The sequence below is a fragment of the Pseudomonas sp. PDM20 genome, from assembly GCF_014852575.3.
Classification (GTDB): domain Bacteria; phylum Pseudomonadota; class Gammaproteobacteria; order Pseudomonadales; family Pseudomonadaceae; genus Pseudomonas.
Window position 1 is genome coordinate 182,474 of sequence record NZ_CM181224.1, and the last position, 23,769, is coordinate 206,242.

24 protein-coding genes are annotated in these 23,769 nt (G+C 66.2%); 7 read left to right on the plus strand and 17 right to left on the minus strand.

Annotated features, from left to right (window positions below):
• Window positions 1-56: 56 nt before the first annotated feature.
• The 14 genes from cls to zur form a co-directional block, all read right to left on the minus strand.
• On the minus strand, window positions 57-1,490 hold the full coding sequence (cls, locus tag IB261_RS00860; protein ID WP_081518841.1) for a cardiolipin synthase: 1,434 nt from the start codon (window positions 1,488-1,490) through the stop codon (window positions 57-59).
• Between the two features lie 42 nt (window positions 1,491-1,532).
• Window positions 1,533-2,930 carry an amidase gene (locus IB261_RS00865; RefSeq protein ID WP_151188943.1) on the minus strand — a complete coding sequence of 466 codons (1,398 nt, stop codon included), beginning with the start codon at window positions 2,928-2,930 and terminating at the stop codon, window positions 1,533-1,535.
• Between the two features lie 96 nt (window positions 2,931-3,026).
• Window positions 3,027-3,608: an alpha/beta hydrolase gene (locus IB261_RS00870; RefSeq protein ID WP_192383425.1), complete on the minus strand. Its 582-nt coding sequence runs from the start codon at window positions 3,606-3,608 to the stop codon at window positions 3,027-3,029.
• 118 nt (window positions 3,609-3,726) lie between these two features.
• A complete protein-coding gene (locus tag IB261_RS00875; protein WP_081518838.1) occupies window positions 3,727-4,380 on the minus strand; it encodes a gamma-glutamylcyclotransferase in 654 nt (217 codons plus the stop codon).
• A gap of 369 nt (window positions 4,381-4,749) precedes the next feature.
• Window positions 4,750-5,151, minus strand: a complete 402-nt coding sequence (locus tag IB261_RS00880; protein WP_081518837.1) for an ExbD/TolR family protein — start codon at window positions 5,149-5,151, stop codon at window positions 4,750-4,752.
• 1 nt (window position 5,152) lies between these two features.
• Window positions 5,153-5,869, minus strand: a complete 717-nt coding sequence (locus tag IB261_RS00885; RefSeq protein WP_081518836.1) for a MotA/TolQ/ExbB proton channel family protein — start codon at window positions 5,867-5,869, stop codon at window positions 5,153-5,155.
• 49 nt (window positions 5,870-5,918) lie between these two features.
• The gene (locus IB261_RS00890) at window positions 5,919-6,734 is read right to left on the minus strand and encodes an energy transducer TonB (RefSeq protein WP_151188946.1); all 816 of its coding nucleotides are present in this window, start codon (window positions 6,732-6,734) and stop codon (window positions 5,919-5,921) included.
• Between the two features lie 328 nt (window positions 6,735-7,062).
• Window positions 7,063-7,845 carry a MetQ/NlpA family ABC transporter substrate-binding protein gene (locus IB261_RS00895; protein WP_024766992.1) on the minus strand — a complete coding sequence of 261 codons (783 nt, stop codon included), beginning with the start codon at window positions 7,843-7,845 and terminating at the stop codon, window positions 7,063-7,065.
• Window positions 7,846-7,886: 41 nt separating this feature from the next.
• On the minus strand, window positions 7,887-8,552 hold the full coding sequence (locus IB261_RS00900; RefSeq protein ID WP_024766991.1) for a methionine ABC transporter permease: 666 nt from the start codon (window positions 8,550-8,552) through the stop codon (window positions 7,887-7,889).
• Complete coding sequence (locus tag IB261_RS00905; RefSeq protein WP_192225579.1) at window positions 8,549-9,559, minus strand: methionine ABC transporter ATP-binding protein; 1,011 nt, start codon at window positions 9,557-9,559, stop codon at window positions 8,549-8,551. Before IB261_RS00905 ends, IB261_RS00900 begins: the two co-directional genes overlap by 4 nt.
• Before the next feature lie 194 nt (window positions 9,560-9,753).
• Window positions 9,754-10,140 carry a hypothetical protein gene (locus IB261_RS00910; RefSeq protein ID WP_192383424.1) on the minus strand — a complete coding sequence of 129 codons (387 nt, stop codon included), beginning with the start codon at window positions 10,138-10,140 and terminating at the stop codon, window positions 9,754-9,756.
• A gap of 37 nt (window positions 10,141-10,177) precedes the next feature.
• Entirely contained in the window at window positions 10,178-10,966 is a 789-nt protein-coding gene (znuB, locus tag IB261_RS00915) for a zinc ABC transporter permease subunit ZnuB (RefSeq protein WP_017521234.1), read from the minus strand.
• Window positions 10,959-11,759 carry a zinc ABC transporter ATP-binding protein ZnuC gene (znuC, locus tag IB261_RS00920; RefSeq protein ID WP_081518832.1) on the minus strand — a complete coding sequence of 267 codons (801 nt, stop codon included), beginning with the start codon at window positions 11,757-11,759 and terminating at the stop codon, window positions 10,959-10,961. Before znuC ends, znuB begins: the two co-directional genes overlap by 8 nt.
• Window positions 11,759-12,265, minus strand: coding sequence for a zinc uptake transcriptional repressor Zur (zur, locus tag IB261_RS00925; protein WP_015474971.1), 507 nt, complete (start codon window positions 12,263-12,265; stop codon window positions 11,759-11,761). The genes znuC and zur overlap by 1 nt, the downstream gene beginning before the upstream one ends.
• A gap of 70 nt (window positions 12,266-12,335) precedes the next feature.
• On the opposite strand from zur, the gene znuA reads away from it, so the two are divergent.
• The 3 genes from znuA to IB261_RS00940 all read left to right on the plus strand — a co-directional run bounded on the left by znuA (window position 12,336) and on the right by IB261_RS00940 (window position 16,593).
• Window positions 12,336-13,274, plus strand: coding sequence for a zinc ABC transporter substrate-binding protein ZnuA (gene znuA / locus IB261_RS00930; protein WP_192383423.1), 939 nt, complete (start codon window positions 12,336-12,338; stop codon window positions 13,272-13,274).
• A gap of 467 nt (window positions 13,275-13,741) precedes the next feature.
• Window positions 13,742-15,889, plus strand: a complete 2,148-nt coding sequence (locus tag IB261_RS00935; RefSeq protein WP_192383422.1) for an adenosylcobalamin-dependent ribonucleoside-diphosphate reductase — start codon at window positions 13,742-13,744, stop codon at window positions 15,887-15,889.
• Window positions 15,890-15,906: 17 nt separating this feature from the next.
• Window positions 15,907-16,593, plus strand: coding sequence for a TSCPD domain-containing protein (locus tag IB261_RS00940; RefSeq protein WP_017521239.1), 687 nt, complete (start codon window positions 15,907-15,909; stop codon window positions 16,591-16,593).
• A gap of 187 nt (window positions 16,594-16,780) precedes the next feature.
• Here IB261_RS00940 and IB261_RS00945 read toward each other — a convergent pair whose 3' ends face one another.
• Both IB261_RS00945 and IB261_RS00950 read right to left on the minus strand, forming a co-directional pair.
• On the minus strand, window positions 16,781-17,731 hold the full coding sequence (locus tag IB261_RS00945) for a homoserine kinase (protein ID WP_192383421.1): 951 nt from the start codon (window positions 17,729-17,731) through the stop codon (window positions 16,781-16,783).
• Between the two features lie 34 nt (window positions 17,732-17,765).
• Window positions 17,766-18,053, minus strand: coding sequence for a DUF2782 domain-containing protein (locus IB261_RS00950; protein WP_045213413.1), 288 nt, complete (start codon window positions 18,051-18,053; stop codon window positions 17,766-17,768).
• Between the two features lie 74 nt (window positions 18,054-18,127).
• On the opposite strand from IB261_RS00950, the gene polA reads away from it, so the two are divergent.
• A complete protein-coding gene (gene polA / locus IB261_RS00955) occupies window positions 18,128-20,878 on the plus strand; it encodes a DNA polymerase I (protein ID WP_192383420.1) in 2,751 nt (916 codons plus the stop codon).
• Between the two features lie 277 nt (window positions 20,879-21,155).
• Here polA and yihA read toward each other — a convergent pair whose 3' ends face one another.
• Window positions 21,156-21,818, minus strand: a complete 663-nt coding sequence (yihA, locus tag IB261_RS00960; RefSeq protein ID WP_045213409.1) for a ribosome biogenesis GTP-binding protein YihA/YsxC — start codon at window positions 21,816-21,818, stop codon at window positions 21,156-21,158.
• A gap of 180 nt (window positions 21,819-21,998) precedes the next feature.
• On the opposite strand from yihA, the gene IB261_RS00965 reads away from it, so the two are divergent.
• The 3 genes from IB261_RS00965 (at window position 21,999) to IB261_RS00975 (ending at window position 23,762) form a co-directional block, all read left to right on the plus strand.
• Window positions 21,999-22,289 carry a c-type cytochrome gene (locus tag IB261_RS00965; protein ID WP_017521244.1) on the plus strand — a complete coding sequence of 97 codons (291 nt, stop codon included), beginning with the start codon at window positions 21,999-22,001 and terminating at the stop codon, window positions 22,287-22,289.
• A 46-nt stretch (window positions 22,290-22,335) separates the two neighbouring features.
• Entirely contained in the window at window positions 22,336-22,941 is a 606-nt protein-coding gene (locus IB261_RS00970; protein WP_081518826.1) for a c-type cytochrome, read from the plus strand.
• A gap of 179 nt (window positions 22,942-23,120) precedes the next feature.
• Window positions 23,121-23,762, plus strand: coding sequence for a thiol:disulfide interchange protein DsbA/DsbL (locus tag IB261_RS00975; RefSeq protein ID WP_192383419.1), 642 nt, complete (start codon window positions 23,121-23,123; stop codon window positions 23,760-23,762).
• Window positions 23,763-23,769: the final 7 nt, after the last annotated feature.

A 23,769-nucleotide genomic window follows, 5' to 3' on the forward strand; every position in this document is an offset into this window, starting at 1 on the left:
CATGCCCGCGATCGCGCGCATGGCGCGCTCCTACAGGTCAAGTCCGGTACTGTGGGTCAGAGAATCGGCGACACCAGCCGCGCCACGCGCATTCCCAGCTGCTGCAGCCGGTGCACGCGCTTGCGGTCGTCCAGGGTCATCTCAACCGACTGCGCGAAGTCCTCTTCCAGCATGGTCTCCACGTCGCGGGCGAAGCCTTCGTCGACGGTGATCACCATGATCTCGAAGTTCAGGCGGAAGGAGCGGTTGTCCAGGTTGGCACTGCCCACCGCGGCGCTGTCGTGGTCGATCAGCACCACCTTCTGGTGCAGGAACCCCGGCTGGTAGCGGAACACCCGCACGCCGGCGCGCACGGCGTCCAGCGCGTACAGGCTGGAGGCGGCGTAGACCGTCTTGTGGTCCGGTCGCGAGGGCAACAGGATGCGCACGTCCACGCCGCGCAGTACCGCCAGGCGCAGGGCCGCGGCGACGGCTTCGTCCGGGACGAAGTACGGCGTGGTGATCCACACCCGCTCCACCGCCGCATTGATCGATTCGACGAAGAACAGCGAGCAGGTTTCCTGGGTGTCCGCCGGGCCGCTGGGCACCACCTGGCAGAGCATCCCGGCGTCGTCGTAACCGTCGGGCAGGATCAGCGTCGGCAGCGCATGAGTGGCCCAGAACCAGTCCTCGGCGAAGCACTCCTGCAGGCAGGCCACCGCCGGACCGTGCAGTTCGATGTGGGTGTCGCGCCAGGGTGCCAGCGGCGGCTTCTCGCCCAGGTATTCGACGCCGACGTTGTGCCCGCCGACGAAACCGCGCACGCCGTCGACCACCACGATCTTGCGATGGTTGCGGAAGTTCACCTGGAAGCGGTTGATCATCCCGCTGCCGGTGCTGAAGGCATGCACCTGCACGCCGCCCTGGCGCAGGCGCTCGATGTAGCGACGCGATAGCGCGTGGCTGCCGATGCCGTCATACAGCAGGAACACATCCACGCCGTTGGCTGCACGCTCCAGCAGCAGCTGCGCGAGGCGCTGGCCGAGGGCGTCGTCACGGATGATGAAGAACTGCACGAGGATGACTTTCTGCGCGCTGGAAATGGCCTCGAACATCGCATCGAAGGATGCCTTGCCGTTCACCAGCAGGCGCACCTTGTTGTTCGCCAGCGTCGGCATGCGCGCCAGCCCGACCATGGCCTTGAGCGCCTTGTAGGCGTGGTACTGGCGGGCGGCAAGGGCCTCTTCCACCCAGGGACGCCAGTCCAGTTCGGCGGCGGCGACGTGCATTTCCTCGTTGGCCTGCCGGCGCGCACCGATGTAGGCGTCGAAGCGGCTGCGGCCGAAGACGAGGTAGGGCACCAGCGTCAGCAGCGGCATGAACACCAGTGAGGTCGCCCAGGCGATGGCGCCCTGCGCGGTGCGCACGCTGAGCACGGCGTGGACCGCGGCGATGATCCCCAGCAGCTGGATGACGACCAGGAAGTGGGCGATGTAGGTGGTGTACTGCATGGGCGCGCGATCGGTTCCTTGTGGTCGGCGGTGTGCCTGAGCCTAGTTGACTCCCGGCGGCTGCGGCCAGCGGCTGACGGGGCCGCGCCAGTGTTCGTAGGTCTTGCCCAGACGCAGTACCTCGATGTCGGCGAAGCGCGGGCCGACGATCTGCAGGCCAATGGGCATGCCCGCGCTGGTGAAGCCACAGTTGATTGAGAGTGCCGGTTGCTCGGACATGTTCCAGGGCACGGTGAAGCCGATGTGCTCGAAGGGCAGCGCCGGGTCGTTGGTGGGCGAGGCCCACTCGGCCGGGAAGGCGGCGACCTGGTTGGTCGGCGAGAGCAGGAAGTCTATCTCGTGGAATTGCTCGGCGGCCCGTCGACGCATGTCGAAAGTGCGGTTGTAGCCGCGCACCGCGTCGGCGCCGCTGACCGAGGCGCCGCCCTCGGCCCACTGGTAGATGTACGGCAGCACCTTGGCCTGGCGCTCGCGGGGCAGGTTCTCCAGCTCGGCCCACAGGCGTGCGCGCCAGAACTTGTCGAGCCCATCGAGCAGCTCGCGGTCGAGGATCGGCTGCACTTCGACGATCTCCGCTCCCGCATTGGCGAAGCGCCGCGCGACCGCCTCGACGGCGGCTCGGACTTCCGTATCCGGTTGCAGGCCGCAACCTGGATCGAGCTGCAGGCCGATGCGCAGGCCCTGCACGTCCAGTTCCTCGATGTGCCAGTCCAGGTCCGCCGGCGGCAGCGCCGTGGCGTCGCGCCAGTCTGGGCGGGCGAGATGCTTCATCATCAGCGCCGCATCGTCCAGCGTGCGGGTCATCGGCCCGGCGCAGCGCCCGGTGTAGTAGGGGTCGATGGGAATGCGTCCGAAGCTCGGCTTGAAGCCGACCAGGCCGCACCAGCCCGCCGGCAGGCGGACCGAGCCGCCGATGTCGGTGCCGATGTGCAGCGGCCCGTAGCCGGCGGCGGCCGCCGAGGCGGCGCCGGCGCTGGAGCCGCCCGGGTTCATGCGCAGGTCCCAGGGATTGCGCGCCAGCTCGTGGAAGCTGGAAAGCCCGGAGGAGAGCATGCCGAAGTCCGGTACCGTGGTCTTGCCCAGCAGGATCGCGCCAGCCTCGAACATCCGCGCGGCAGGCGGTGCGTCGCCGGTTGAAGGTTGCAACAGGGTGGCGGCGCTGCCCTGGGGAATCGGGTCGCCACGGGTGGCGATCAGCTCCTTGATGGTCACCGGCACGCCATCCAGTTCGCCGCAGGGCGCGCAGCGGATCCAGCGCGCCTCGGAGCGCCGCGCCTGCTCCATCGCCCGCTGCGGATCGAAGGCGAAGAGCGCGCAGAGTTGCGGCTCCCAGCGGTCGATGTGAGCGATCAGATGCTCCAGGTACTCGACGGGGGATAGCTGGTGCGAGCGGTACAGGGCCAGCAGTTCGACGGCGGACAGGTCGTGCAACGGTGGCATGGCGGTCTCCGGCGTGGGGCTATGCCTCACCCTAGCCGAATCCGCGCCGCGATGGGATAGGCGCGGTCGTCACACCGCGCGCCGTCTTTCGTCGGATCAGGCGCGCTGGCGCGATTGCTGGTCGATCAGGTACTGCAGGCGATACAGATGACGGTAGCCCGATTCCCAGGCGCCGTGGCCGGATTTCACGTTGATGTGCCCGGCGGAGGGCAGGATCACCGTCTCGGCGCCCCAGGCGCGGCCAAGGATCAGCGCGCGTTGCGGGCTGCAGGCGGCATCGTTGTCCGAACCCACCAGCACGGCGGGGAAGGGCAGGTTCTGCGCGGCGATGGGGGCGAAATTGCGCAGGGCCTCGTGGCAGGTTTCCCGCTCCACGTCAGCTGGGGCAACCAGCAAGGCGCCCTCGACCTGGGCAAGGGTGCGGCGGTCGGCGCGGGCCGCCCAGGAGGCGACGGTGACGCAGCCCAGGCTGTGGGCAATGAGCACCACGCGGCCCGGTTCGCGGCGGATTTCGCGGTCCAGTTCGGCGACCCAGTCGTTGTGCCGCGGGGTGATCCAGTCCTGCTGCTGCACCCGCGCGGCGTTCGGCAGGGCGCGCTGCCAGTGGCTCTGCCAGTGGGCGTCGTCGGAACCGTGCCACCCCGGCACGATCAGGTAGCGAATGCGTTCATTGCGCATGGAGCGGCCCTCTCGAATCGTCGTGAGAAGGCATTCTAGGGAGGGTTTTAATATTCGTTAAGGAATAAGAAATTCTTTGCTTATGCAGTATTTCTATCTAACGAATAGCAATAAGACCTCAGTCCTGCGCCCGGCGCAGCGGACAGCAGCGCGCCAGGATGCCTTCCAGGTTGAGGTCGGGCATGGCGTATTCGCGCAGGGCCTTGGCAGTCTGCTCGACGTAGTCGCGGGTGGTGCCGAAGTGGCCCTGGGCGCTGTCGAGCACGTGCTGGACGATGTTGTCGGGCAGGGAGCCGGCATAGCTGGGCAGGTGGCGCTCGAGGACGAAGCCCAGGGCGCGCACGCGGCTGCCGTCGTCGAGGCGGCAGTTCAGCCATTCCGGGCGGTAGGAGGCGTAGGGCATCTCCCGTTCCCACAGCGCGTAGAGGTTGGCGTCGAGGTTGTCGTCGGGCAGGCGGAAGGCGAAGCCGGCGCAGGAGCCGCCACGGTCCAGGCCGAGCACCAGGCCCGGCGCTTCCGGGGTGCCGCGGTGGGTGAGGGACCACAGGTAGAGCCCGCGATGGTAGCCATGCACCCGCGCGCGGCGTGCCTCGGCCACCGGGAACTCCGGGCGCCAGATCAGCGAGCCGTAGGCGAACAGCCACACCGGGCCGGCGCCGTGTTCGCTCATGGTGATGTCGAGCGAGGCGCGCAGCTGTGCGGGTGTGAAGCGTTCCGGCACCCCCAGTGTCGGCGGATAGAACGGGCCTTCCGAAGCGGGAGACGATGTCATGCGGTACCCCTCAGGTCTCCAGACTGTCATCAACTTAGTGGAACAGCGGCGGCCACGGAAGGGCCTGAAAGGCATAGGTTTATTGCCGGGGCGGGGATGACGACGAACGGCGGGTGGTTTGGCAGGCGCAGCAGCCACTGGCGCTCTGGTAGGGCGCATAACGCGCCAGCGTTATCCGCCGTGGCGCAGGTGGCGGATAACCCGTTCCGGGTTATGCGCCCTACGTGAGCAACCGTCATCGGCGCGAAGCGCGCGGATAAAAAAAGGCCGCTCACCCCTGCCTGAGTATTGGGAGAGCGGCCTTGAAGCTCGGTACGTTGTGGAGGTCCCTTTCTACACCCGCTCTGTTTCAGGTGTCTTACAGGTGCCTCAGCGCGCGGTGATCACCGCCAGTTTGGTAATCCCCGCCTTCTCGATGGAGGCCATGGCCTTGGCTACCTGGCCGTAGTTCACCGTCTCGTCGGCCTGCAGCTGCACCCGGACTTCGGCGTCCTTGGCCTTGGCCGCGGCCAGGTTGCTCTGCAGCAACTCCGGCTGGATCTCGTCCTTGTTGATGAACCACTTGCCGGCGCCGTCGATGCTCACCACCAGCGGGTCCTTCTGCTCCGGCGGGGCGACCGCCTCGGTCTTGGGCAGGTTGATCGGGATGGCGTTGGTCAGCAGCGGCGCGGTGACGATGAACACCACCAGCAGCACCAGCATCACGTCCACCAGCGGGGTCACGTTGATCTCGGAGAGAACTTCGTCGCTGTCCTGGGTCGAGAAGGCCATGTCAGCTCGCCTCCTTCACGCTGGCGCCGGCAGCCGGTTTGCGCGCGGCGGTGGGCAGGGTGACGACACGGAAGGCGCTCTTCTGCGCGAGGCTGTAGAAGTCGTGGGCGAAGTCGTCGAGGTCGGCCGCGGTGAGCTTCAGGCGACGGAGGAAGTAGTTGTAGACCAGCACCGCCGGCACGGCGACGGCGATACCCACACCGGTGGCGATCAGCGCGCTGCCGATGGGGCCGGCGACGGTTTCCAGGCTGGCGGAGCCCGCCGCGCTGATGCCCTTGAGTGCTTCCATGATGCCCCACACGGTGCCGAACAGGCCGATGAAGGGCGAGGTGGAACCGATCGAGGCAAGTACCGCCAGGCCCGATTCCAGGGAGCGGCGCTCACGCTGGATCTGCTGGCGCAGGGCGCGTTCGAGGCGGTCCTGGTGGTTGATCGACTGGGCCAGGTCTGGCTGGCCGTTGTCCTGCACCTGGATGGCGGCGAAACCGGCCTGGGCGACACGGGCGCCGGCGCCGGGCTTGCCGGCGGCCTGGTCACCGGCCGACTCGAGGCTGGTGGCGCTCCAGAACTGCTTCTGGAAGCGCTTGTCCTGGGACTTCTGGCGGGTGAACTGGACGCCTTTCACCAGGGCCAGCGCCCAGGTGACGACGGAGAAGCCGACCAGCAGCCAGATGACTGCGCCTTCGACGGATTCCAGGGGGTTCAGGGGCAGACTCATGGGTGTTCTCCTTCCGCGTTTCTCGTGCGGCTGATCTGGGCAAGTTGAATCAATGCAATTTGAAATCGATGGGTACGCTGACCCAGCCGTCCTGGGCCACGTCGCCGCGCTTGGCGGGGACGAAGCTCCAGCGTTTCACCGCGCGCACCGCGGCATCGTCCAGGGCGTCGCGGCCGCTGCTCTTCTGCACCTGGATCTCGCTCGGGCTACCGCTGGCGAGGACGTGTACGCGCAGCAGCACGGTGCCTTCCCAGCCACGGCGCTGGGCCAGGGGCGGGTATTCCGGCGCCGGGTTCTTCAGGTAGCCGGCGCTGGCCGAGGGCGGCGTCAGCGGGGCTGGCGCCGGTGCTGCCGGGGCGGGCGGAGCCGGTTGCGGCGGCGGGGTTTCGGCCTTGGGCGGCGTGGGTTGCTCGACCGGCTTGGGCACGGGCTTGGGCTTGGCCACCGGCTTCGGCTTGGGTTTGGGGATCGGCTTGGGCGGCGGCGGTTTCACCGCGTTCTCATCCACCACCGGGGGCGGCGGCTCCTGCACGACCGGCTCGGGAATCGGCTCGGGCGGCGGCGGCTCGACCACCGGCGGCGTTGGCGCGGTGAATTCGATGGTCATCGGCGGCACCTGCGGCGGCACCTCCGGCAGTTGCGGGGTGGGCTGCTGGCTCAGCCAGTAGACCACCGCACCGTGCAGTGTCAGGGCAAACAGACCGAGCAGCACGGCTTCGCGGCGGCTCAGCGCGCGGGCTTTCGCCGGCACGTGGCGGCCCAGTTCCAGCGCATGGCGCAGCGGGCGGCCGAGATCGACCAGGTCGCCGCCGGGCACGTGGCGCAGGAACGCATCCGGCGCGAGGGCATGCTGGGGTTGAGCCATGAACGATCTCCTTGCTGGTCTGCGCGGCTCTAAGTCGCGCCTGGAACGGACCTGCATGATTGGCGGAGCGTCTTAGCTCTTGAAGTGATTGTTTCTCTTATTTAAATAACTTTCAGTGCTATACGTTTTGGGCGGGTCGCTGCAGGCCACGCCATCCGTGGCTTTGCGCGATCCCATGAAAAACCGATGCCTTTGCGGCATGGAAAATATGCAGCAAAGGCTGGTGATTATTTGATCAATGGCCCTGGCGCGCGGCTTTGCGAGGCGCTGAAACGAAAAAGCCCGGTCATTCGACCGGGCTTTTTTCAGAGCGTCAGTTACGCGGCGATCAGAACGCCGGCACCACGGCACCCTTGTACTTCTCGAGGATGAACTGCTTCACCTCGGGGCTGTGCAGGGCGGCGGCCAGCTTCTGCATGGCGGCGCTGTCCTTGTTGTCCGGGCGGGCAACCAGGATGTTCACGTAGGGCGAGTCGGCGCCTTCGATGGCCAGCGCGTCCTTGGTGGGGTTCAGCTTGGCTTCCAGGGCGTAGTTGGTGTTGATCAGGGCGAGGTCGACCTGGGTCAGCACGCGCGGCAGGGTGGCCGCTTCCAGCTCACGCACCTTGATGTTCTTGGGGTTCTCGACGATGTCTTTCGGGGTGGCGGTGATGGACTTGTTGTCCTTCAGCTTGATCACGCCGGCCTTGTCCAGCAGCAGCAGCGCGCGGCCGCCGTTGGTGGCGTCGTTGGGGATCACCACGGTGGCGCCGGAGGGCAGCTCTTCGAGCTTCTTGAACTTGGTGGAGTAGGCGCCCAGCGGCTCGATGTGCACGCCGGTGACGGCGATCAGGCTGGTGCCCTTGGTCTTGTTGAACTCATCCAGGTACGGCTGGTGCTGGAAGAAGTTGGCGTCCAGGCGCTTCTCGGCGACCTGGGTGTTGGGCTGCACGTAGTCGGTGAATTCCTTCACCTTCAGCTCAACCCCTTCCTTGGCCAGGATGGGTTTGACGAAGTTGAGGATCTCGGCGTGCGGCACCGGGGTGGCGGCGACGGTCAGGCTGTCGGCGGCCTGGGCCAGCGGGGCGGCGATGACTGCGGCGGCAGCGAACGCGGCGAACAGTTTCTTCATGGTTGGCTCCTTGGTCGGCCCGCATCCGGCGGGCCTTGTGGTTATTTGCGCGAGTAGTGGACCACCAGCTTGTCGCCGACGGTCTGCAGGATCTGGACGAGGACCACCAGCATCACCACGGTGAGCAGCATCACGTCGTCCTGGAAGCGTTGGTAGCCGTAGCGGATCGCCAGGTCGCCGAGGCCGCCAGCGCCGACCACGCCGGCCATCGCGGTGTAGGACACCAGGGTGATGGCGGTGACGGTGATGGCGGCGATGATGCCCGGGCGGGCCTCGGGCAGCAGGGCGTTCCAGATGATCTGGCGGGTGCTGGCGCCCATGGCCTGGGTGGCTTCGATGATGCCCTTGTCCACTTCGCGCAGGGCGGTTTCCACCAGACGCGCGAAGAACGGCGTTGCACCTACCACCAGCGGCGGGATGGCCCCGGCGACGCCCAGCGAGGTGCCGACCAGGATCACCGTGAGCGGGATCAGCACGATCAGCAGGATGATGAACGGCAGCGAGCGCAGCACGTTGACGATGAACGCCAGCACGCCGTAGATGCCGCGGTTGGCGAACATCTGCTTGGGCCCGGTGAGGAACAGCAGCACGCCCAGGGGCAGGCCGAGGATGACGGTGAACAGCAGCGAGCCGCCGAGCATCCAGAAGGTGTCGAGGCTGGCCTGGAGGATTTCCGACCAATCAATATTTACGAAGAAATCGCTCATGCGCGCAGCACCTCCACATGGACTTCGGCCGCGTTGAGCTGCGCCAGGGCGGCCTCGATGTCACCGCCCACCAGGGACAGGGTGAGCTGGCCGTAGGGCTGGTCCTTGATGCGGTCGATACGCCCGGCAAGGATGCTGTAGTCGACGCCGGTCTGGCGCGCGACGGTGCCCAGCAGCGGCGCGTAGGTCGCCTCGCCGCGGAAGGTCAGGCGCAGGATGCGCCCCGGCACGTGGGCGAAGTCATCGTGCTGCTCGTCCTCGTCGACGCGCTCGGCTTCGAAGACGAAGCGGCGGGTGGTCTCGTGCTGCGGATGGAGGAACACGTCGGCGACCTCGCCCTGTTCGACGATGCGCCCGGCATCCATCACCGCGACCTGGTCGCAGACGCGGCGGATCACGTCCATCTCGTGGGTGATCAGGACGATGGTCAGCTTCAGCTCGCGGTTGATTTCCGCCAGCAACTGCAGGACCTGGCCGGTGGTCTGCGGGTCGAGGGCGCTGGTGGCCTCGTCGCAGAGCAGGATGGTCGGCCGGCAGGCCAGCGCGCGGGCAATGCCGACGCGCTGCTTCTGGCCGCCGGAGAGCTGCGCCGGATACTTGCGCGCGTGGTCCTTGAGGCCGACGCGATCGAGCAGTTCGTCTACCCGCGCGGTGATCTCGGCGGCGCTGAAGGTGCCGGCGAGCTTCATCGGCATGGCGATGTTGTCGGCGACGGTCTTGGAGGCCAGCAGGTTGAAGTGCTGGAAGATCATCCCGACGCGCTGGCGGAAGCGGCGCAGGCCGTCCGCGTCCAGGGCGGTGATGTCTTCGCCGTCGATGACGATGCGTCCGCCGCTGGGCTCTTCCAGGCGGTTGATCAGGCGCAGCAGGGTACTTTTACCGGCGCCGGAATGGCCGATCAGGCCAAAGACCTGACCGCCCTCGATGGACAGGCGGGTCGGCTGCAGGGCCGGGATATCGCGTCCGGCGACGCGATAGGTCTTGTGGACGTCGTGGAATTCGATCACTTAGCGAACCTTGTGGGTACGGGGAGGCGCCGCTCGCTGCCGGGGCCGTCGGATGAACAGGCGTAGGAAACGAGCGTAGGCGGTCAGCCAAAACCGCGCATTTTAACCTGCTTTTTTATGGCTGATTAATCTTTGTTCAGCTAAGCACGGAACAAAAGGAAATAACGGGCGCCGCGAACGGGCGCCCGTGGGGCTCAGGGTGTGCAGTTCGGCTGGACGGCCGGGGCGACCGGAATGGCGGGCTTCTGCAGGCCGCTCACGTCGGCGGCGACGCCAGGGGCGCGGGGCATCAGCGAGCGGGCGCGGGTCAGAGCGGTGGTGGCGCCATTGACATCGCCCTTGGCCAGCGCTTCGCGGCTGCGCTCAAGGTACGCGTCGGCCAGGCGCTTGCGGCGCTCGGCGAGCTGAGTGGCGTCTTCCTGTTCGGAACCCAGCGCGAGCTGCGCGGATTCCAGACGGCCGGCGGCCAGTTCGGTCTCGAAGCCACTGCTGCTGGGCGGATTGCTCGCGGTGCTCTGGCAGGCCGCGAGGGCCAGTGCCATGGCCATCAGCGCGAACAGGCGGATGACGAACGACTTCATGCGTCAGGGTCTCTTTTGATCAAAAAATCGCCAAATTCTACACCGTCCGGCGCGGCAGGACAAAACTCAGCAGGAACAGGGCTGCCGCGCTGACCACGATGGAGGGGCCGGCAGGGGTGTCCTTGAACCAGGACAGCGAGAGCCCGGCACATACCGCCACCAGGCCGATCAGACTGGCACCGAAGGCCATTTGCTCAGGGCTGCGCGCATGCCGCTGGGCGGCGGCGGCGGGGATGATCAGCAGGGAGGTGATCAGCAGCACGCCGACGATCTTCATGGCCACGGCGATGACGATGGCGATCAGCAGCATCAGCGCCAGGCGGATGGCGGTGACCGGCAGGCCTTCGACCCGCGCCAGTTCCTCGTGCACGGTGATCGCCAGCAGCGGCCGCCACAGCCAGCAGATCAGCCCCAGCACCAGGGCGCTGCCGGCGACTATCCACAGGAGGTCGGTCTGGCTGACGGCAAGCAGGTCGCCGAACAGGTAGGCCATCAGGTCGACGCGCACTTCCTTCATGAAGCTCAGGGTCACCAGGCCCAGTGACAGCGTGCTGTGGGCGAGGATGCCGAGCAGGGTGTCGGCGGCCAGCGGCTGGCGCTGCTGCAGGGTGACCAGCAGGACGGCAAGCAGCACGCAGCCGACGGTCACCGCCAGCGTCGGGCTGACGTCCAGCAGGAAACCCAAGGCCACGCCGAGCAGGGCGGCGTGGGACAGGGTGTCGCCGAAATAGGCCATGCGTCGCCAGACGACGAACGAACCCAGGGGCCCTGCGACCACCGCCAGAGCCAGCCCGGCGAGGAGGGCGTTGAGCAGGAAATCAGCCATGGTTGCAGTCGGGGCCGTGCTGGTGGACCGGAGTGAAGCGGGTGCCGGCCGGGAAGGCGGGTTTCACCACCTCGCCGTGCAGGTCGTGGGAATGGTCGTGGTGGTGGTGATAGACCGCCAGGCTGCGGGCGTCCTGGCCGAACAGCTCGACGAAGGCCGGGTCGCCGCTGACCTGTTCCGGGTGCCCGGAGCAGCAGACATGGCGATTCAGGCAGACCACCTTGTCGGTGGCGCTCATCACCAGGTGCAGGTCGTGGGAGACCATCAGTACGCCGCAGCCGAGGCGGTCGCGCAGGCGGCCGATCAGGCGGTACAGCTCGGCTTGCCCTGCGACGTCGACGCCCTGCACGGGCTCGTCGAGCACCAGCAGTTCCGGCTTGCGCAGCAGGGCGCGGGCCAGCAGCACGCGCTGCAGCTCGCCGCCGGAGACGCTCTGCAGCGGTTTGTCGATGACGTGGGCGGCACCGACTTCCTTCAGCGCGTCGAGCGCGTGGGAGCGCTGCACGCCGGGGACCAGGCGCAGGAAACGGAACACGGTCAGCGGCAGGGTCGGATCGACATGGAGCTTCTGCGGCATGTAGCCGATGGACAGCTTCGGCTGGCGCCAGACGCTGCCGGTATCGGGCTTGAGCAGGCCGAGCACGCTGCGCACCAGGGTCGTCTTGCCGGCGCCGTTGGGGCCGATCAGGGTGACGATCTCGCCGGGGGCGATGGTCAGGTCGACGTTCTGCAGCACCGCCTGGCCGGCGTAACTGACGCCGACGCCTTGCAGGCGGATCAGGGCGTCGCTCATCACGCCTCCCGCTGACCGGGGGCGCAGGCGCCGCAGAGGCCGACGATCTCGACGGTCTGGCTTTCCACGGCGAAGCCGACGCCCTTGGCGCCGGCGACGATGGCCTCGCTGATGGCCGGCTGTTCCAGCTCGATGGCGGTGTGGCAGGCGCGGCAGATCAGGAACTGGCCTTCATGGGCATGTTCGGGGTGGGCGCAGCCGATGAAGGCGTTGAGCGAAGCGATGCGGTGCACCAGGCCGTTTTCCAGGAGGAAGTCGAGGGCGCGGTAGACCGTCGGCGGCGCTGCCTTGCGGCCGTCTTCCTCGCTCAGCACGGCGAGGATGTCGTAGGCGCCCAGCGGCTTGTGGCTCGCCCAGACCAGCTCCAGCACGCGCCGGCGCAGCTCGGTCAGGCGTACGCCCTGACGCGCGCACAGCGCATCGGCGTCGGCCAGGGCGCTGGCCACGCAGTTGGCGTGGTCGTGCGGACGGCAGGCGAGGGGAGTCTTGGGGGCAATCTTGTACATGCGCGGCGACGCTCGGGTTCAGAGACGTTATTATATTACTCTTTCATGTCTCCCCTGTGTGAGTACCGCCGTGTCCTTCCGTCCCGTCGCCCTGCTGACCGCCGCCTGCGCGCTGCTGCTCAGCCTCCCCGTACGTGCCGAGGTCAGCGTGCTGGCCAGCATCAAGCCGCTGCAACTGATCGCCGCCGCCATCCAGGACGGCGAGGGCACGCCGGACGTGCTGCTGCCGCCGGGCGCCTCGCCGCACAGCTACTCGCTGCGCCCGTCGGACATCCGCCGCGTGCGCGACGCACAGCTGTTCTACTGGGTTGGCCCGGACCTGGAGAACTTCCTGCCCAAGGTGCTGGAAAGCCGCAAGGGCCCGAACGTGGCCGTGCAGGACCAGGCCGGCATGCACCTGCGCAAGTTCGCCGACTTCAGCGGGTCCAACCACCCGGACCATGACGATGCTCACGATGATCTGGGCCACGATCATGATCACCGCCCCGGCATGATCGACGCGCACCTCTGGCTGCTACCGGCCAACGCCCAGGTGATCGCCGCGCGCATGGCCGAGGACCTGGCCATCGCCGACCCGGCCAATGCCAGCCGCTACCAGGCCAATCTGAAGGCCTTCGACGAGCGCATGGAAACCCTCGACGCGCGCCTGAAACAGCGCATCGATCCGCTCAAGGGCAAGCCGTTCTTCGTCTTCCACGAGGCCTTCGACTACTTCGAAGAGGCCTATGGTCTGCGCCATGCCGGCGTCTTCGCGGTATCCGCCGACGTGCAGCCGGGCGCCCGCCACGTGGCCATGATGCGTGCGCAGCTGCAGAAGGCCGGCCCGTCCTGCATCTTCAGCGAACCGCCGATCCGCCCGCGCCTGGCCGACACCCTGAGCCAGGGCCTGCCGGTGCGCCTGGCCGAGCTGGATGACCTGGGCGTGGGCGTCAAGGTGGATGCCCAGGGCTACGAAAACCTGCTGGGCAACCTGGCGGACGAGTTCGCGGGGTGTCTGGAGAAGCTCTGAGTCGGCCCTCTGCCCAAGCTTCCTCGCTCGTAGGGCGGATAACGCCTCGGGCGTTATCCGCCGTTGGGCCTCGGATGGCGGATAAAGCGTTCCGCTTTATGCGCCCTACGTTGCTGAGTAATCCGCGGCTCCGGGCTTCCACCTGTAAAGGCGGGCCATGCCCGCGATCGCGCGCATGGCGCGCTCCTGCAATTCATCCCCGGAATCGGCCGAGGCGCAACGCCATATCCGCGCCCGATCGTCGCACTGCCCCTGCCTGAAATTTCCTGCACTTTCCTGCCCTGATTCCCCGCCAATCGTCGGCTTTTCGCAGCTTTGACGGCGTTCGCCGTTCAATTGTCTATGGTGTCTAGTTGGGGTTGCCTGACACAAGATGTTGATGGTGATCAGGAATCTATGCCTACATATGGGGTCTACTCGCGCTCCATTTGCGCCTGCCACCCAACCGACAGGAGGTTATTTCCCGGATGGCCAAGACCGATGCGCGCCAACGCGGCGCCAACCCAGGAGTTCTCGCCCTGCAGCCTGCCTCGCAGGATATCTGGGACAGCAAGTACCGCCTGAAGCACAAGAGCGGTGACCCCATCGACGGCAGCGTCGACGAGACCTGGCAGCGCGTTGCCCGCGCCCTGGCCGACGTCGAGGCCAACAAGGCGCTGCGCGAGCACTGGTACGAGCGCTTCCTCTGGGCCCTGCGCAACGGCGCCATCCCGGCCGGACGGATCATTTCCAACGCCGGCGCCCAAGGGCACAAGCCAGCCACCTCGACCATCAACTGCACCGTCTCCGGGATCATCCGCGACTCCATGGACGACATCCTGGAGAAGGTCCACGAGGCCGGGCTGACGCTCAAGGCCGGCTGCGGCATCGGCTACGAGTTCAGCACCCTGCGCCCGCGTGGCGCCTACGTCTCCGGCGCCGGCGCGCACACCAGCGGGCCGCTGTCGTTCATGGATATCTACGACAAGATGTGCTTCACCGTCAGCTCCGCCGGGGGGCGGCGCGGCGCGCAGATGGGCACCTTCGACGTCAGCCATCCGGACGTGCGCGAGTTCATCCGCGCCAAGCGCGAAGACGGCCGCCTGCGCCAGTTCAACCTCAGCCTGCTGATCACCGACGGCTTCATGAACGCCGTGGAGGACGACGAGGACTGGCCGCTGGTGTTCCCGATCCACCAGAAGGAGCGTGACGAAGTCGACCTGAAGAACGCCGAGGAAGTGGTCTGGCGCGACTGGCCGCTGCACGACGACTACCTGGTGGGCGATGACGGCCGCGTGGCCTGCAAGGTCTATGGCCGGGTCAAGGCGCGGCACCTGTGGGACATGATCATGGTGTCCACCTACGACTACGCCGAGCCCGGCTTCATCCTCATCGACCGGGTCAACGAGATGAACAACAACTGGTGGTGCGAGGCGATCCGTGCCACCAACCCCTGCGGCGAGCAGCCGCTGCCGCCCTACGGCTCGTGCCTGCTGGGCTCGGTGAACCTGACCACCTTCGTGGTCGATGCCTTCGGCGACAACGCGCGTTTCGACTGGGAGCGCTACCGCGAAGTGGTCCGGGTGTTCACCCGCATGCTCGACAACGTGGTGGAGATCAACGGCCTGCCGCTGGAGCAGCAGCGCGCGGAAATTCTCGGCAAGCGTCGCCACGGCATGGGCTTCCTCGGCCTGGGCTCGGCGCTGACCCTGCTCAAGCTGCGCTACGGCAGCCCGGAAGCCTGCGTGTTCACCGAGGAAGTGGCGCGCGAGATGGCCCTGGTCGGCTGGGAAGTGGCTCTGGAGCTGTCCCGCGAGAAAGGTCCGGCGCCGGCCCTGGTGAAGGAATACGACGTCACCGCCGAGATGCTGCGCAAGCGCCCGGAGATGAAAGCCGATGGCCTCAAGGTTGGCGACAAGGTGGCGGGCCGCGTGCTGCACGCCAAGTACTCGCGCTACATGCAGCGCGTTGCCGAGCATGCGCCGCAGCTGATCGAGGAGCTGGCCGAGCACGGTGCGCGCTTCACCCACCACAGCTCCATTGCGCCGACCGGCACCATCAGCCTGAGCCTGGCCAACAACGCTTCCAACGGCATCGAGCCGAGCTTCGCCCACCACTATTCGCGCAACCTGATCCGCGCCGGGCGCAAGACCAAGGAGAAGATCTCGGTCTTCAGCTACGAGCTGCTGGCCTACCGTGACCAGGTGGATAACCACGCGGTGCCGGGCGCCGAGGAAGAGAAGCACCGTCTGCCGGACTATTTCATCACCGCCGACGACATCACCCCGCAGCAGCACGTGGACATCCAGGCCGCCGCGCAGAAGTGGATCGACTCGTCGATCTCCAAGACCGCCAACGTCCCCACCGACTATCCGTTCGAGGACTTCAAGGACATCTACCTCTATGCCTGGCGCCAGGGCCTGAAGGGCTGCACCACCTTCCGCTTCAACCCGGCGGCCTTCCAGGGTGTGCTGGTGAAGGAGTCGGACCTGGAGAAGACGCTGTACCGCTTCGAGCTGGAAGATGGCAGCGTGGTGGAACTCAAGGGCAACGAGGAAGTGGAATACGACGGCGAGATACACACCGCCGCCAACCTCTTCGATGCCCTGAAAGAAGGCTATTACGGCAAGTACTGATACCCCTGGAGAATGCTATGAGCGTCAAGATCAACCAGAAGATCAAAGGCTTCCAGGTGGTGGACGTGGCCGAGGAAAAGGCTCGCGTGGAAGCCGCCGCGGCGGCCGCCGTGGTGAAGATGGATGAAACCCTGCAGCGACCGGAGCTGCTGGTCGGTGCGACCTACAAGATCAAGTCGCCGCTGTTCGAGCATGCGCTGTACGTGACCATCAACGACGTGGTGCTCAACCCGGACACCCCGTACGAGCAGCGCCGGCCCTTCGAGATCTTCATCAACTCGAAGAACATGGACCACTTCCAGTGGATCGTCGCGCTCACCCGGATCATGTCCGCGGTATTCCGCAAGGGCGGTGACTGCACCTTCCTGGTGGAAGAAATGAAGGCGGTGTTCGACCCGCGCGGCGGCTACCTGAAGCGTGGCGGCATCTATATGCCGTCGATCGTCGCCGAGATCGGCGCCGTGGTGGAGCGCCACCTGGTCGCCATCGGCCTGATGGAAGGCCCGCAGCTGGACGAAGAGCAGCGCCTGTACCTCGCCGAGAAGCGCGCCGCCTACGAAGCCGCCCAGGGCACCAACAAGGCCGAACCCGGCGAAGGCTTCCCTGCCGGCGCGCAGCTGTGTGGCAAGTGCAACACCATGGCGGTGGTGCAGATGGATGGCTGCGCGACCTGCCTGAACTGTGGGCATTCCAAGTGCGGGTGAGCCGGGTGAGCCGGAGTCTTTGCGACGCATGCGTCGCCCGGCGAACGACTGGCCAAGGATGGCCAGGCCGGGGTAGACCTTGAGCAGAGGAGTTGCGGCAGGGATGCCGGCTCCTCGTTCGATCTTCACTCCACCCGCCTCACACCGGCCGGGTTTTCTGTAGGAGCGAGCTTCTGCGTTGCGCCAATCACAACGCAAACGGCAAACGAATCCCCACCGTCTGCCGCTGCGCCAGGCGTCGCTCGAATTCACTCGGGTCGTGGATCAGCACGTCCTGCCCGGCGAATGCCTCGGCGGCGATCAGTCGCGACAGCCAGAAGCGCACGCAAGCCACCCGCAGCATCTCCGGCCACAGCTCGGCTTCGAGCGCGGTGAACGGCCGCTTGGCCGCATAGGCCGCCAGCAGGGCGCGGGCGCGCGGGCCGTCGAGGGCGCCGTCGTCCGTCGAGCACCAGTCGTTCACGGTGATCGCCAGGTCGTAGAGCATCCAGCCGGAGCTGGCGTTGTAGAAGTCGATCACCCCCGCCAGGTGCGGGCCGTCGAACAGCACGTTGTCGCGGAACAGGTCGGCGTGCAGGTTGGCGCGCGGCAGCGCCGGCTGTTCGGCGAGCAGGCGGGCGATCTCCTCCAGGGCATCGCCCAGCAGGGTCGCGGCGTGGCCGGACAGGTGCGACTGCATCGTCTCGCCTTCGTGCAGCATCCAGCTCAAGCCACGGTCGCTGGGGCGCTCGATGATCCGCTCGCGGGTCGCCAGGTGCAGGCGTGCCAGCAGGTCGCCGACTTCCTGGCAGTGATGGTTGTTCGGCGAGCGTTCGTGACGGCCGGCCAGGCGCGGCTGCAGCAGCGCCGGCTTGCCCTCGAGCTGGCGCAGCGCCTCGCCGTCCTTCGTGCGCAGCGCGTAGGGCACTGGCAGGTCAGCCTCGTGCAGCACGTCGAGCAGTTCGATGAAGAACGGCATCTCCTGCACCGGACCGCGCTCCACCAGGGTCAGGACGAACTCGCCCCGTTCCAGGCTGACGAAGAAGTTGCTGTTCTCCGAGCCTTCCGCGATGCCGCGGAAGTCCCGCAGCCGGCCGAGGCCGTAGGGGGCGAGGAAGTCTTCCAGGACCGGACGTTCCAGAGGCGTGAATACCGACATGCTCAATCCTCTGGAGCGTCGTGGAGGGGAGGGTTTACCAACTGAAGATCTGCCACTGCGGAATCAGCTTGTCGGGCTGGTCCGAGCGGATGAAGTTGCCGTCGCTGCCGTCCTGGCGCACCAGGAAGTACGGCTTGCCGTGCTTGGGCACGACCTTGATGGCGTAGAGGAATCCGTTCACGCGGTATTCCTGGATGGTCTTGTCGCCCTCCTGGCGGATGGTCACATCCGGTTCCGGCGTCGGGGCATCGTCCGCCGCCAACACGGTGGTCGCGCCAAGACCCAGCAGAGCGGCGAGCAACAGGCGGTTCAACGTACGCATGATAACCTTGTCCCTTTGTCGAATTGGCTACGGACATTTTAGCCCGAGCCCTTCTGAAAAGGTTGATTCCCCTCATGAGCCAAGCACCCCTCGTCCTCGTGGACGGCTCGTCCTACCTGTATCGCGCTTTCCATGCCCTGCCGCCGCTGATGACCTCCAGCGGCATGCCCACGGGAGCGGTGAAGGGCGTGCTGAACATGCTCAAGAGCCTGCGCAAGCAGTACCCGGACAGCCCCTTCGCGGTGGTCTTCGATGCCAAGGGCGGGACCTTCCGCGATGAGATGTTCGCCGAGTACAAGGCCAATCGCCCCTCGATGCCGGACGACCTGCGCGTGCAGGTGGAGCCGCTGCACGCCACCGTGCGCGCCCTCGGCCTGCCCCTGCTCTGCGTGGAAGGGGTGGAAGCGGACGACGTGATCGGCACCCTGGCCCGGCAGAGCGCGGCTGGCGGTCGGGCGGTGGTGATCTCCACCGGCGACAAGGACATGGCGCAGCTGGTCGACGGGCACATTACGCTGGTCAACACGATGACCGGTAGCGTGCTCGATGTGGATGGCGTTAAGGAGAAATTCGGTGTCGGTCCTGAGCTGATCATCGATTACCTGGCACTGATGGGCGACAAGGTCGACAACATTCCCGGCGTGCCCGGTGTCGGCGAGAAGACCGCCCTCGGCCTGCTCACCGGCGTCGGTGGCGGCCTCGATGTGCTCTACGCCAGCCTGAACAAGGTACCCGAACTGCCGATCCGCGGCGCCAAGGGCCTGCCGGCCAAGCTCGAAGAGCACAAGGACATGGCTTACCTGTCCTACCAGCTCGCCACCATCAAGTGCGATGTCGAACTGAACGTCGAGATCGAAGCCCTGCACCCCGGCGAACCGGACCGCGAGGCCCTGACCGAGCTGTATCGCACCCTGGAATTCAAGACCGGGCTGGATGATCTGCAACGCCAGGCGGCCAAGGCCGGCAGCCCGCAGCTGGCGCTGGAAGAGGCCCCGGCTGCCGCGGCCGAGAAGCTCTACGAGATCGTTCTGGAGCAACCCCAGTTCGACGCCTGGCTGAAGAAGCTGGAGGCCGCCGAGCTGATCGCCTTCGACACCGAGACCACCAGCCTCGACCCGCAGCAGGCGCAGGTGGTGGGCGTTTCCTTCGCAGTCAAAGAAGGCGAAGCCGCCTATGTGCCGCTGGCCCACAGCTACATGGGTGTGCCGGCGCAGCTGGACCGCGACTTGGTACTCAAGGCCCTCAAGCCGCTGCTGGAGGACCCGAAGAAGCGCAAGGTCGGCCAGCACGCCAAGTACGACATGAACGTCCTGGCCAACGCCTCGACGCCCATCGCCGTGCAGGGCATCGCCTACGACACCATGCTCGAATCCTACGTGCTGGACTCCACCGCGACCCGCCACGACATGGACAGCCTGGCGCTCAAGTACCTCGGCCATAGCACCATCCGCTTCGAGGACATCGCCGGCAAGGGCGCCAAGCAGCTGACCTTCGACCAGATCGCCCTGGAGCAGGCCGGCCCCTACGCCGCCGAAGACGCCGACGTGACCCTGCGCCTGCACCAGACCCTGTGGCAGAAGCTGGAAGCCATCCCGTCCCTGGCCAAGGTGCTCACCGAGATCGAGATGCCGCTGGTGCCTGTACTGGCGCGCATCGAGCGCAACGGCGCGCTGGTCGATGCCAACCTGCTGGGCAAGCAGAGCGTCGAACTGGGCGAGAAGATGGTCGAGCTGCAGCGCCAGGCCTTTGAGCTGGCGGGTGAAGAGTTCAACCTCGGCTCGCCCAAGCAGCTGGGCGCCATCCTTTATGAAAAGCTCGGCCTGCCGGTGCTGTCCAAGACCGCCACCGGCCAGCCGTCCACTGCCGAGGCCGTCCTCGCCGAGCTGGCCGAGCAGGATTACGAGCTGCCCAAGGTGATCATGCAGTACCGCTCCCTGAGCAAGCTCAAGAGCACCTACACCGACAAGCTGCCGGAGCAGATCAACCCGCGCACCGGGCGCATCCACACCAGCTACCACCAGGCGGTGGCGGCGACCGGCCGGCTGTCCTCCAGCGACCCGAACCTGCAGAACATCCCGATCCGTACCGCCGAAGGCCGGCGCATCCGCCAGGCCTTCGTCGCGCCCAAGGGCTACCAGTTGCTGGCGGCGGACTACTCGCAGATCGAACTGCGCATCATGGCCCACCTGGCCAAGGACGAAGGCCTGCTGGACGCCTTCCGCCATGACCGCGACGTGCACCGCGCCACTGCCGCCGAAGTCTTCGGCGTGCCGCTGGAAGAGGTCACCTCCGACCAGCGCCGCAGCGCCAAGGCGATCAACTTCGGCCTGATCTACGGCATGAGCGCCTTCGGCCTGGCCAAGCAGATCGGCGTCGAGCGCAAGGAGGCCCAGGCCTACATCGACCGCTATTTCGCCCGCTACCCGGGCGTGCTGGCCTACATGGAACGCACCCGCGCCCAGGCCGCCGAGCAGGGCTTTGTCGAAACCCTGTTTGGTCGTCGCCTGTACCTGCCGGAAATCGCCTCGAAGAACGGCGCCATGCGCAAGGCCGCCGAACGCACCGCGATCAACGCACCGATGCAGGGAACGGCTGCGGACATCATGAAGCGCGCCATGGTGGCTGTGGATAACTGGCTGCAGGAAAGCGGCATCGATGCCCGCGTCATCCTCCAGGTACACGACGAACTGGTCCTGGAAGTGCGCGAGGACCTGGTGGATCAGGTCCGCGATGGCATTCGGCCACTGATGAGCGGCGCGGCGGAACTGGACGTACCGCTGGTCGTCGAAGCCGGTGTCGGGGCGAACTGGGACGAGGCGCACTGACGACTGGACGAACGGTCACAAGGCCCGCCAGCCGGGCCTTCTGGCACGATTGTTCAGGCCCTTCGGAGGCGGCCTGAAAAAATCTTTTGTGACCCGCTGAACTTTCCCGCGCGGAGCCGAGTCAGAACTCGTGAATGGCTGGTGAAGCCCTTCGATGCTCCTTTGCAGTGTTTAGTGTTGGCAGATTACTGGACCCCGCCCTAGCGGTCCGGACTTAAACCCCGAACTTCCCCCTCCCCATACGAAGCTCGGGGTTTTTTTTGCCTGCGATTTGGCCTCAGGCCTCCTCGCCGGCCTCCTCTTCTTCCTCGTCCAGCAGCCCCAGCCAACCGGCCAGGACCAGCTGTGCCTCCTCCACGCCCTGGCGCTTGGGTGCCGAGAACAGCTGCAGGGTGGCGACATCGCCCCAGCCGTCGAGGATTTCCTTGCGGGTCTTGAGCAGCGCGTTCTTCGCCGCGCCGTAGGCCAGCTTGTCGGCCTTGGTCAGCAGCACGTGGATCGGCAGCTGGCTGGCCTGCGCCCAGTCGAGCATCAGGCGGTCGAAATCGGTCAGCGGGTGGCGGATATCCATCATCAGCACCACGCCGGCTAGCGCATTGCGGCTGGAGAGATAAGCTTCCAGGTGCTGCTGCCAGTGCAGCTTCAGCGGGATCGGCACCTTGGCGTAGCCGTAGCCGGGCAGGTCGACCAGGCGGCGTTCGTCATCCAGGCGGAAGAAGTTCAGCAACTGGGTGCGGCCGGGGGTCTTGGAGGTCCGCGCCAGGTTCGCGTGGGTCAGCGCGTTCAGCGCGCTGGACTTGCCCGCGTTGGAGCGGCCGGCGAAGGCGACTTCCAGGCCGGAGTCTTCCGGGCACTGGTTCACCTTGGCGGCGGAAATGAGGAAAGTGGCCTGTTGGCAGAGGCCGAGAATCGGGTTTTTCGTAGCGTTATTCGAGGACATGGGTAACTTCGCGGCGGGTGCGACGCGGTGTCGCGGGGGGCGGTTTCGTTTCCGTTTGGGCATCTGAAGTATATAATGCCGCGGATTTTGTGTGCGCTTTATCCCCCAGGGTCGAGCCACACGGGAACGTTGGAGTCCGCGCAATCAAGAACGCGGATGTTCCCTGCGATGAGGATAATCATGAAGAAACTGCTGTTCGCAGCCATCGTTGCCGCGCTGGCATCCAGCGCCCTGGCGGCCCAGGATCCGGAAGCCGTTTTCAACAGAGCCTGTGGCGCCTGCCACAATGGTCAGTTGCCAATGGCGCCGAAAAAGGGCGACGCCGCCGCTTGGAAGCCACGCCTGGACAAGGGCATGGACACGCTGGTGCAACATGTGACCAACGGTTTCAACGCGATGCCGCCTCGCGGCCTGTGCACCGACTGCAGCGCCGAGGATTACCAGACAATTATCCAGTGGATGTCGAAGTAACTCCCAGGCCTTACTCTTTCACCCTTAGCCGTTATTGGATTAGCTGATGAACAAATTGATCGTGAGTCTGCTGTTGACCCTGGGTCTTGTCGGTGTGGCGAACGCCGCTGGCGATGCCAAGGCCGGTCAGGCGAAAGCTGCTGTCTGTGGTGCCTGCCACGGCGCCGATGGCAACAGCATGGCGCCCAACTTCCCGAAACTGGCCGGGCAGGGTGAGCGTTACCTGCTCAAGCAGATGCACGACATCAAGGACGGCAAGCGGACCGTGCTGGAAATGACCGGCCTGCTGACCAACCTCAGCGATGAGGACCTGGCAGACATCGCCGCCTACTTCTCCAGCCAGAACCCCAGCGTCGGCGCCGCCGATCCCAAGCTGGTCGCCCAGGGTGAGGCCCTGTTCCGCGGCGGCAAGCTCGCCGAAGGCATGCCGGCCTGCACCGGTTGCCACAACCCGGCTGGTCAGGGCAACGCCGAAGCCGGCTTCCCGCACCTGGGTGGCCAGCACGCGGCCTACACCGCCAAGCAGCTGACCGCCTTCCGCGAAGGCGAGCGCACCAACGACGGCGACGCCATGATCATGCGCAGCATCGCCGCCAAGCTGTCCAACAAGGACATCGCCGCGATCTCCAGCTACATCGAAGGCCTGCACTAAGCAGCCCTTGTGGCGGAAACGCCAGATCGAAAATCTGCTTCGAAAAAAAGGGTGGCTCAGGCCGCCCTTTTTTGCATCCGCCCCCACTACAATGCTGGAACCGTGTCTGGCCCCTCCGGTCAAACCGCTTCATCCCGCCGCGTGCAGCGTGGCGGTTCCGCTCAGCCAAGGAGTGAACCATGCGTAACCTGATTTTCACCGCCGCTCTTGCCCTCGCCGGCCTGTTCGCCGTCAACGCGAACGCCGCCGACTTCGAAGCGGGCAAGAACTACACCGAGCTGAACCAGGCCGTCCCGGTCTCCCAGCCCGGCAAGATCGAGGTGGTGGAGCTGTTCTGGTACGGCTGCCCGCATTGCTACGCGTTCGAACCGACCATCAACCCGTGGGTCGAGAAGCTGCCGGCCGACGTTCACTTCGTGCGCATTCCGGCCATGTTCGGCGGCCTGTGGAACATCCACGGCCAGCTGTTCCTGACCCTGGAATCCATGGGCGTGGAGAAGAAGGTGCACCACTCGATCTTCGAGAAGCTGCACAACAACCCGAAAGCCCTGACCACCCCGGAAGAAATGGCTGACTTCGTCGCCGAACAGGGCGTGGACAAGGACAAGTTCCTGAGCACCTACAACTCCTTCGCCATCAAGGGCCAGATCGAGAAGGCCAAGAAACTGGCGATGGCCTACCAGATCAGCGGCGTGCCGACCCTGGTGGTCAATGGCAAGTACCGCTTCGACATCGGCTCGGCCGGTGGCCCGGACGAGGCGCTGCAGCTGGCTGACCAGTTGATCGCCAAGGAACGCGCCGACGCCAAGGCCGCTCAGTAAGGTCCGA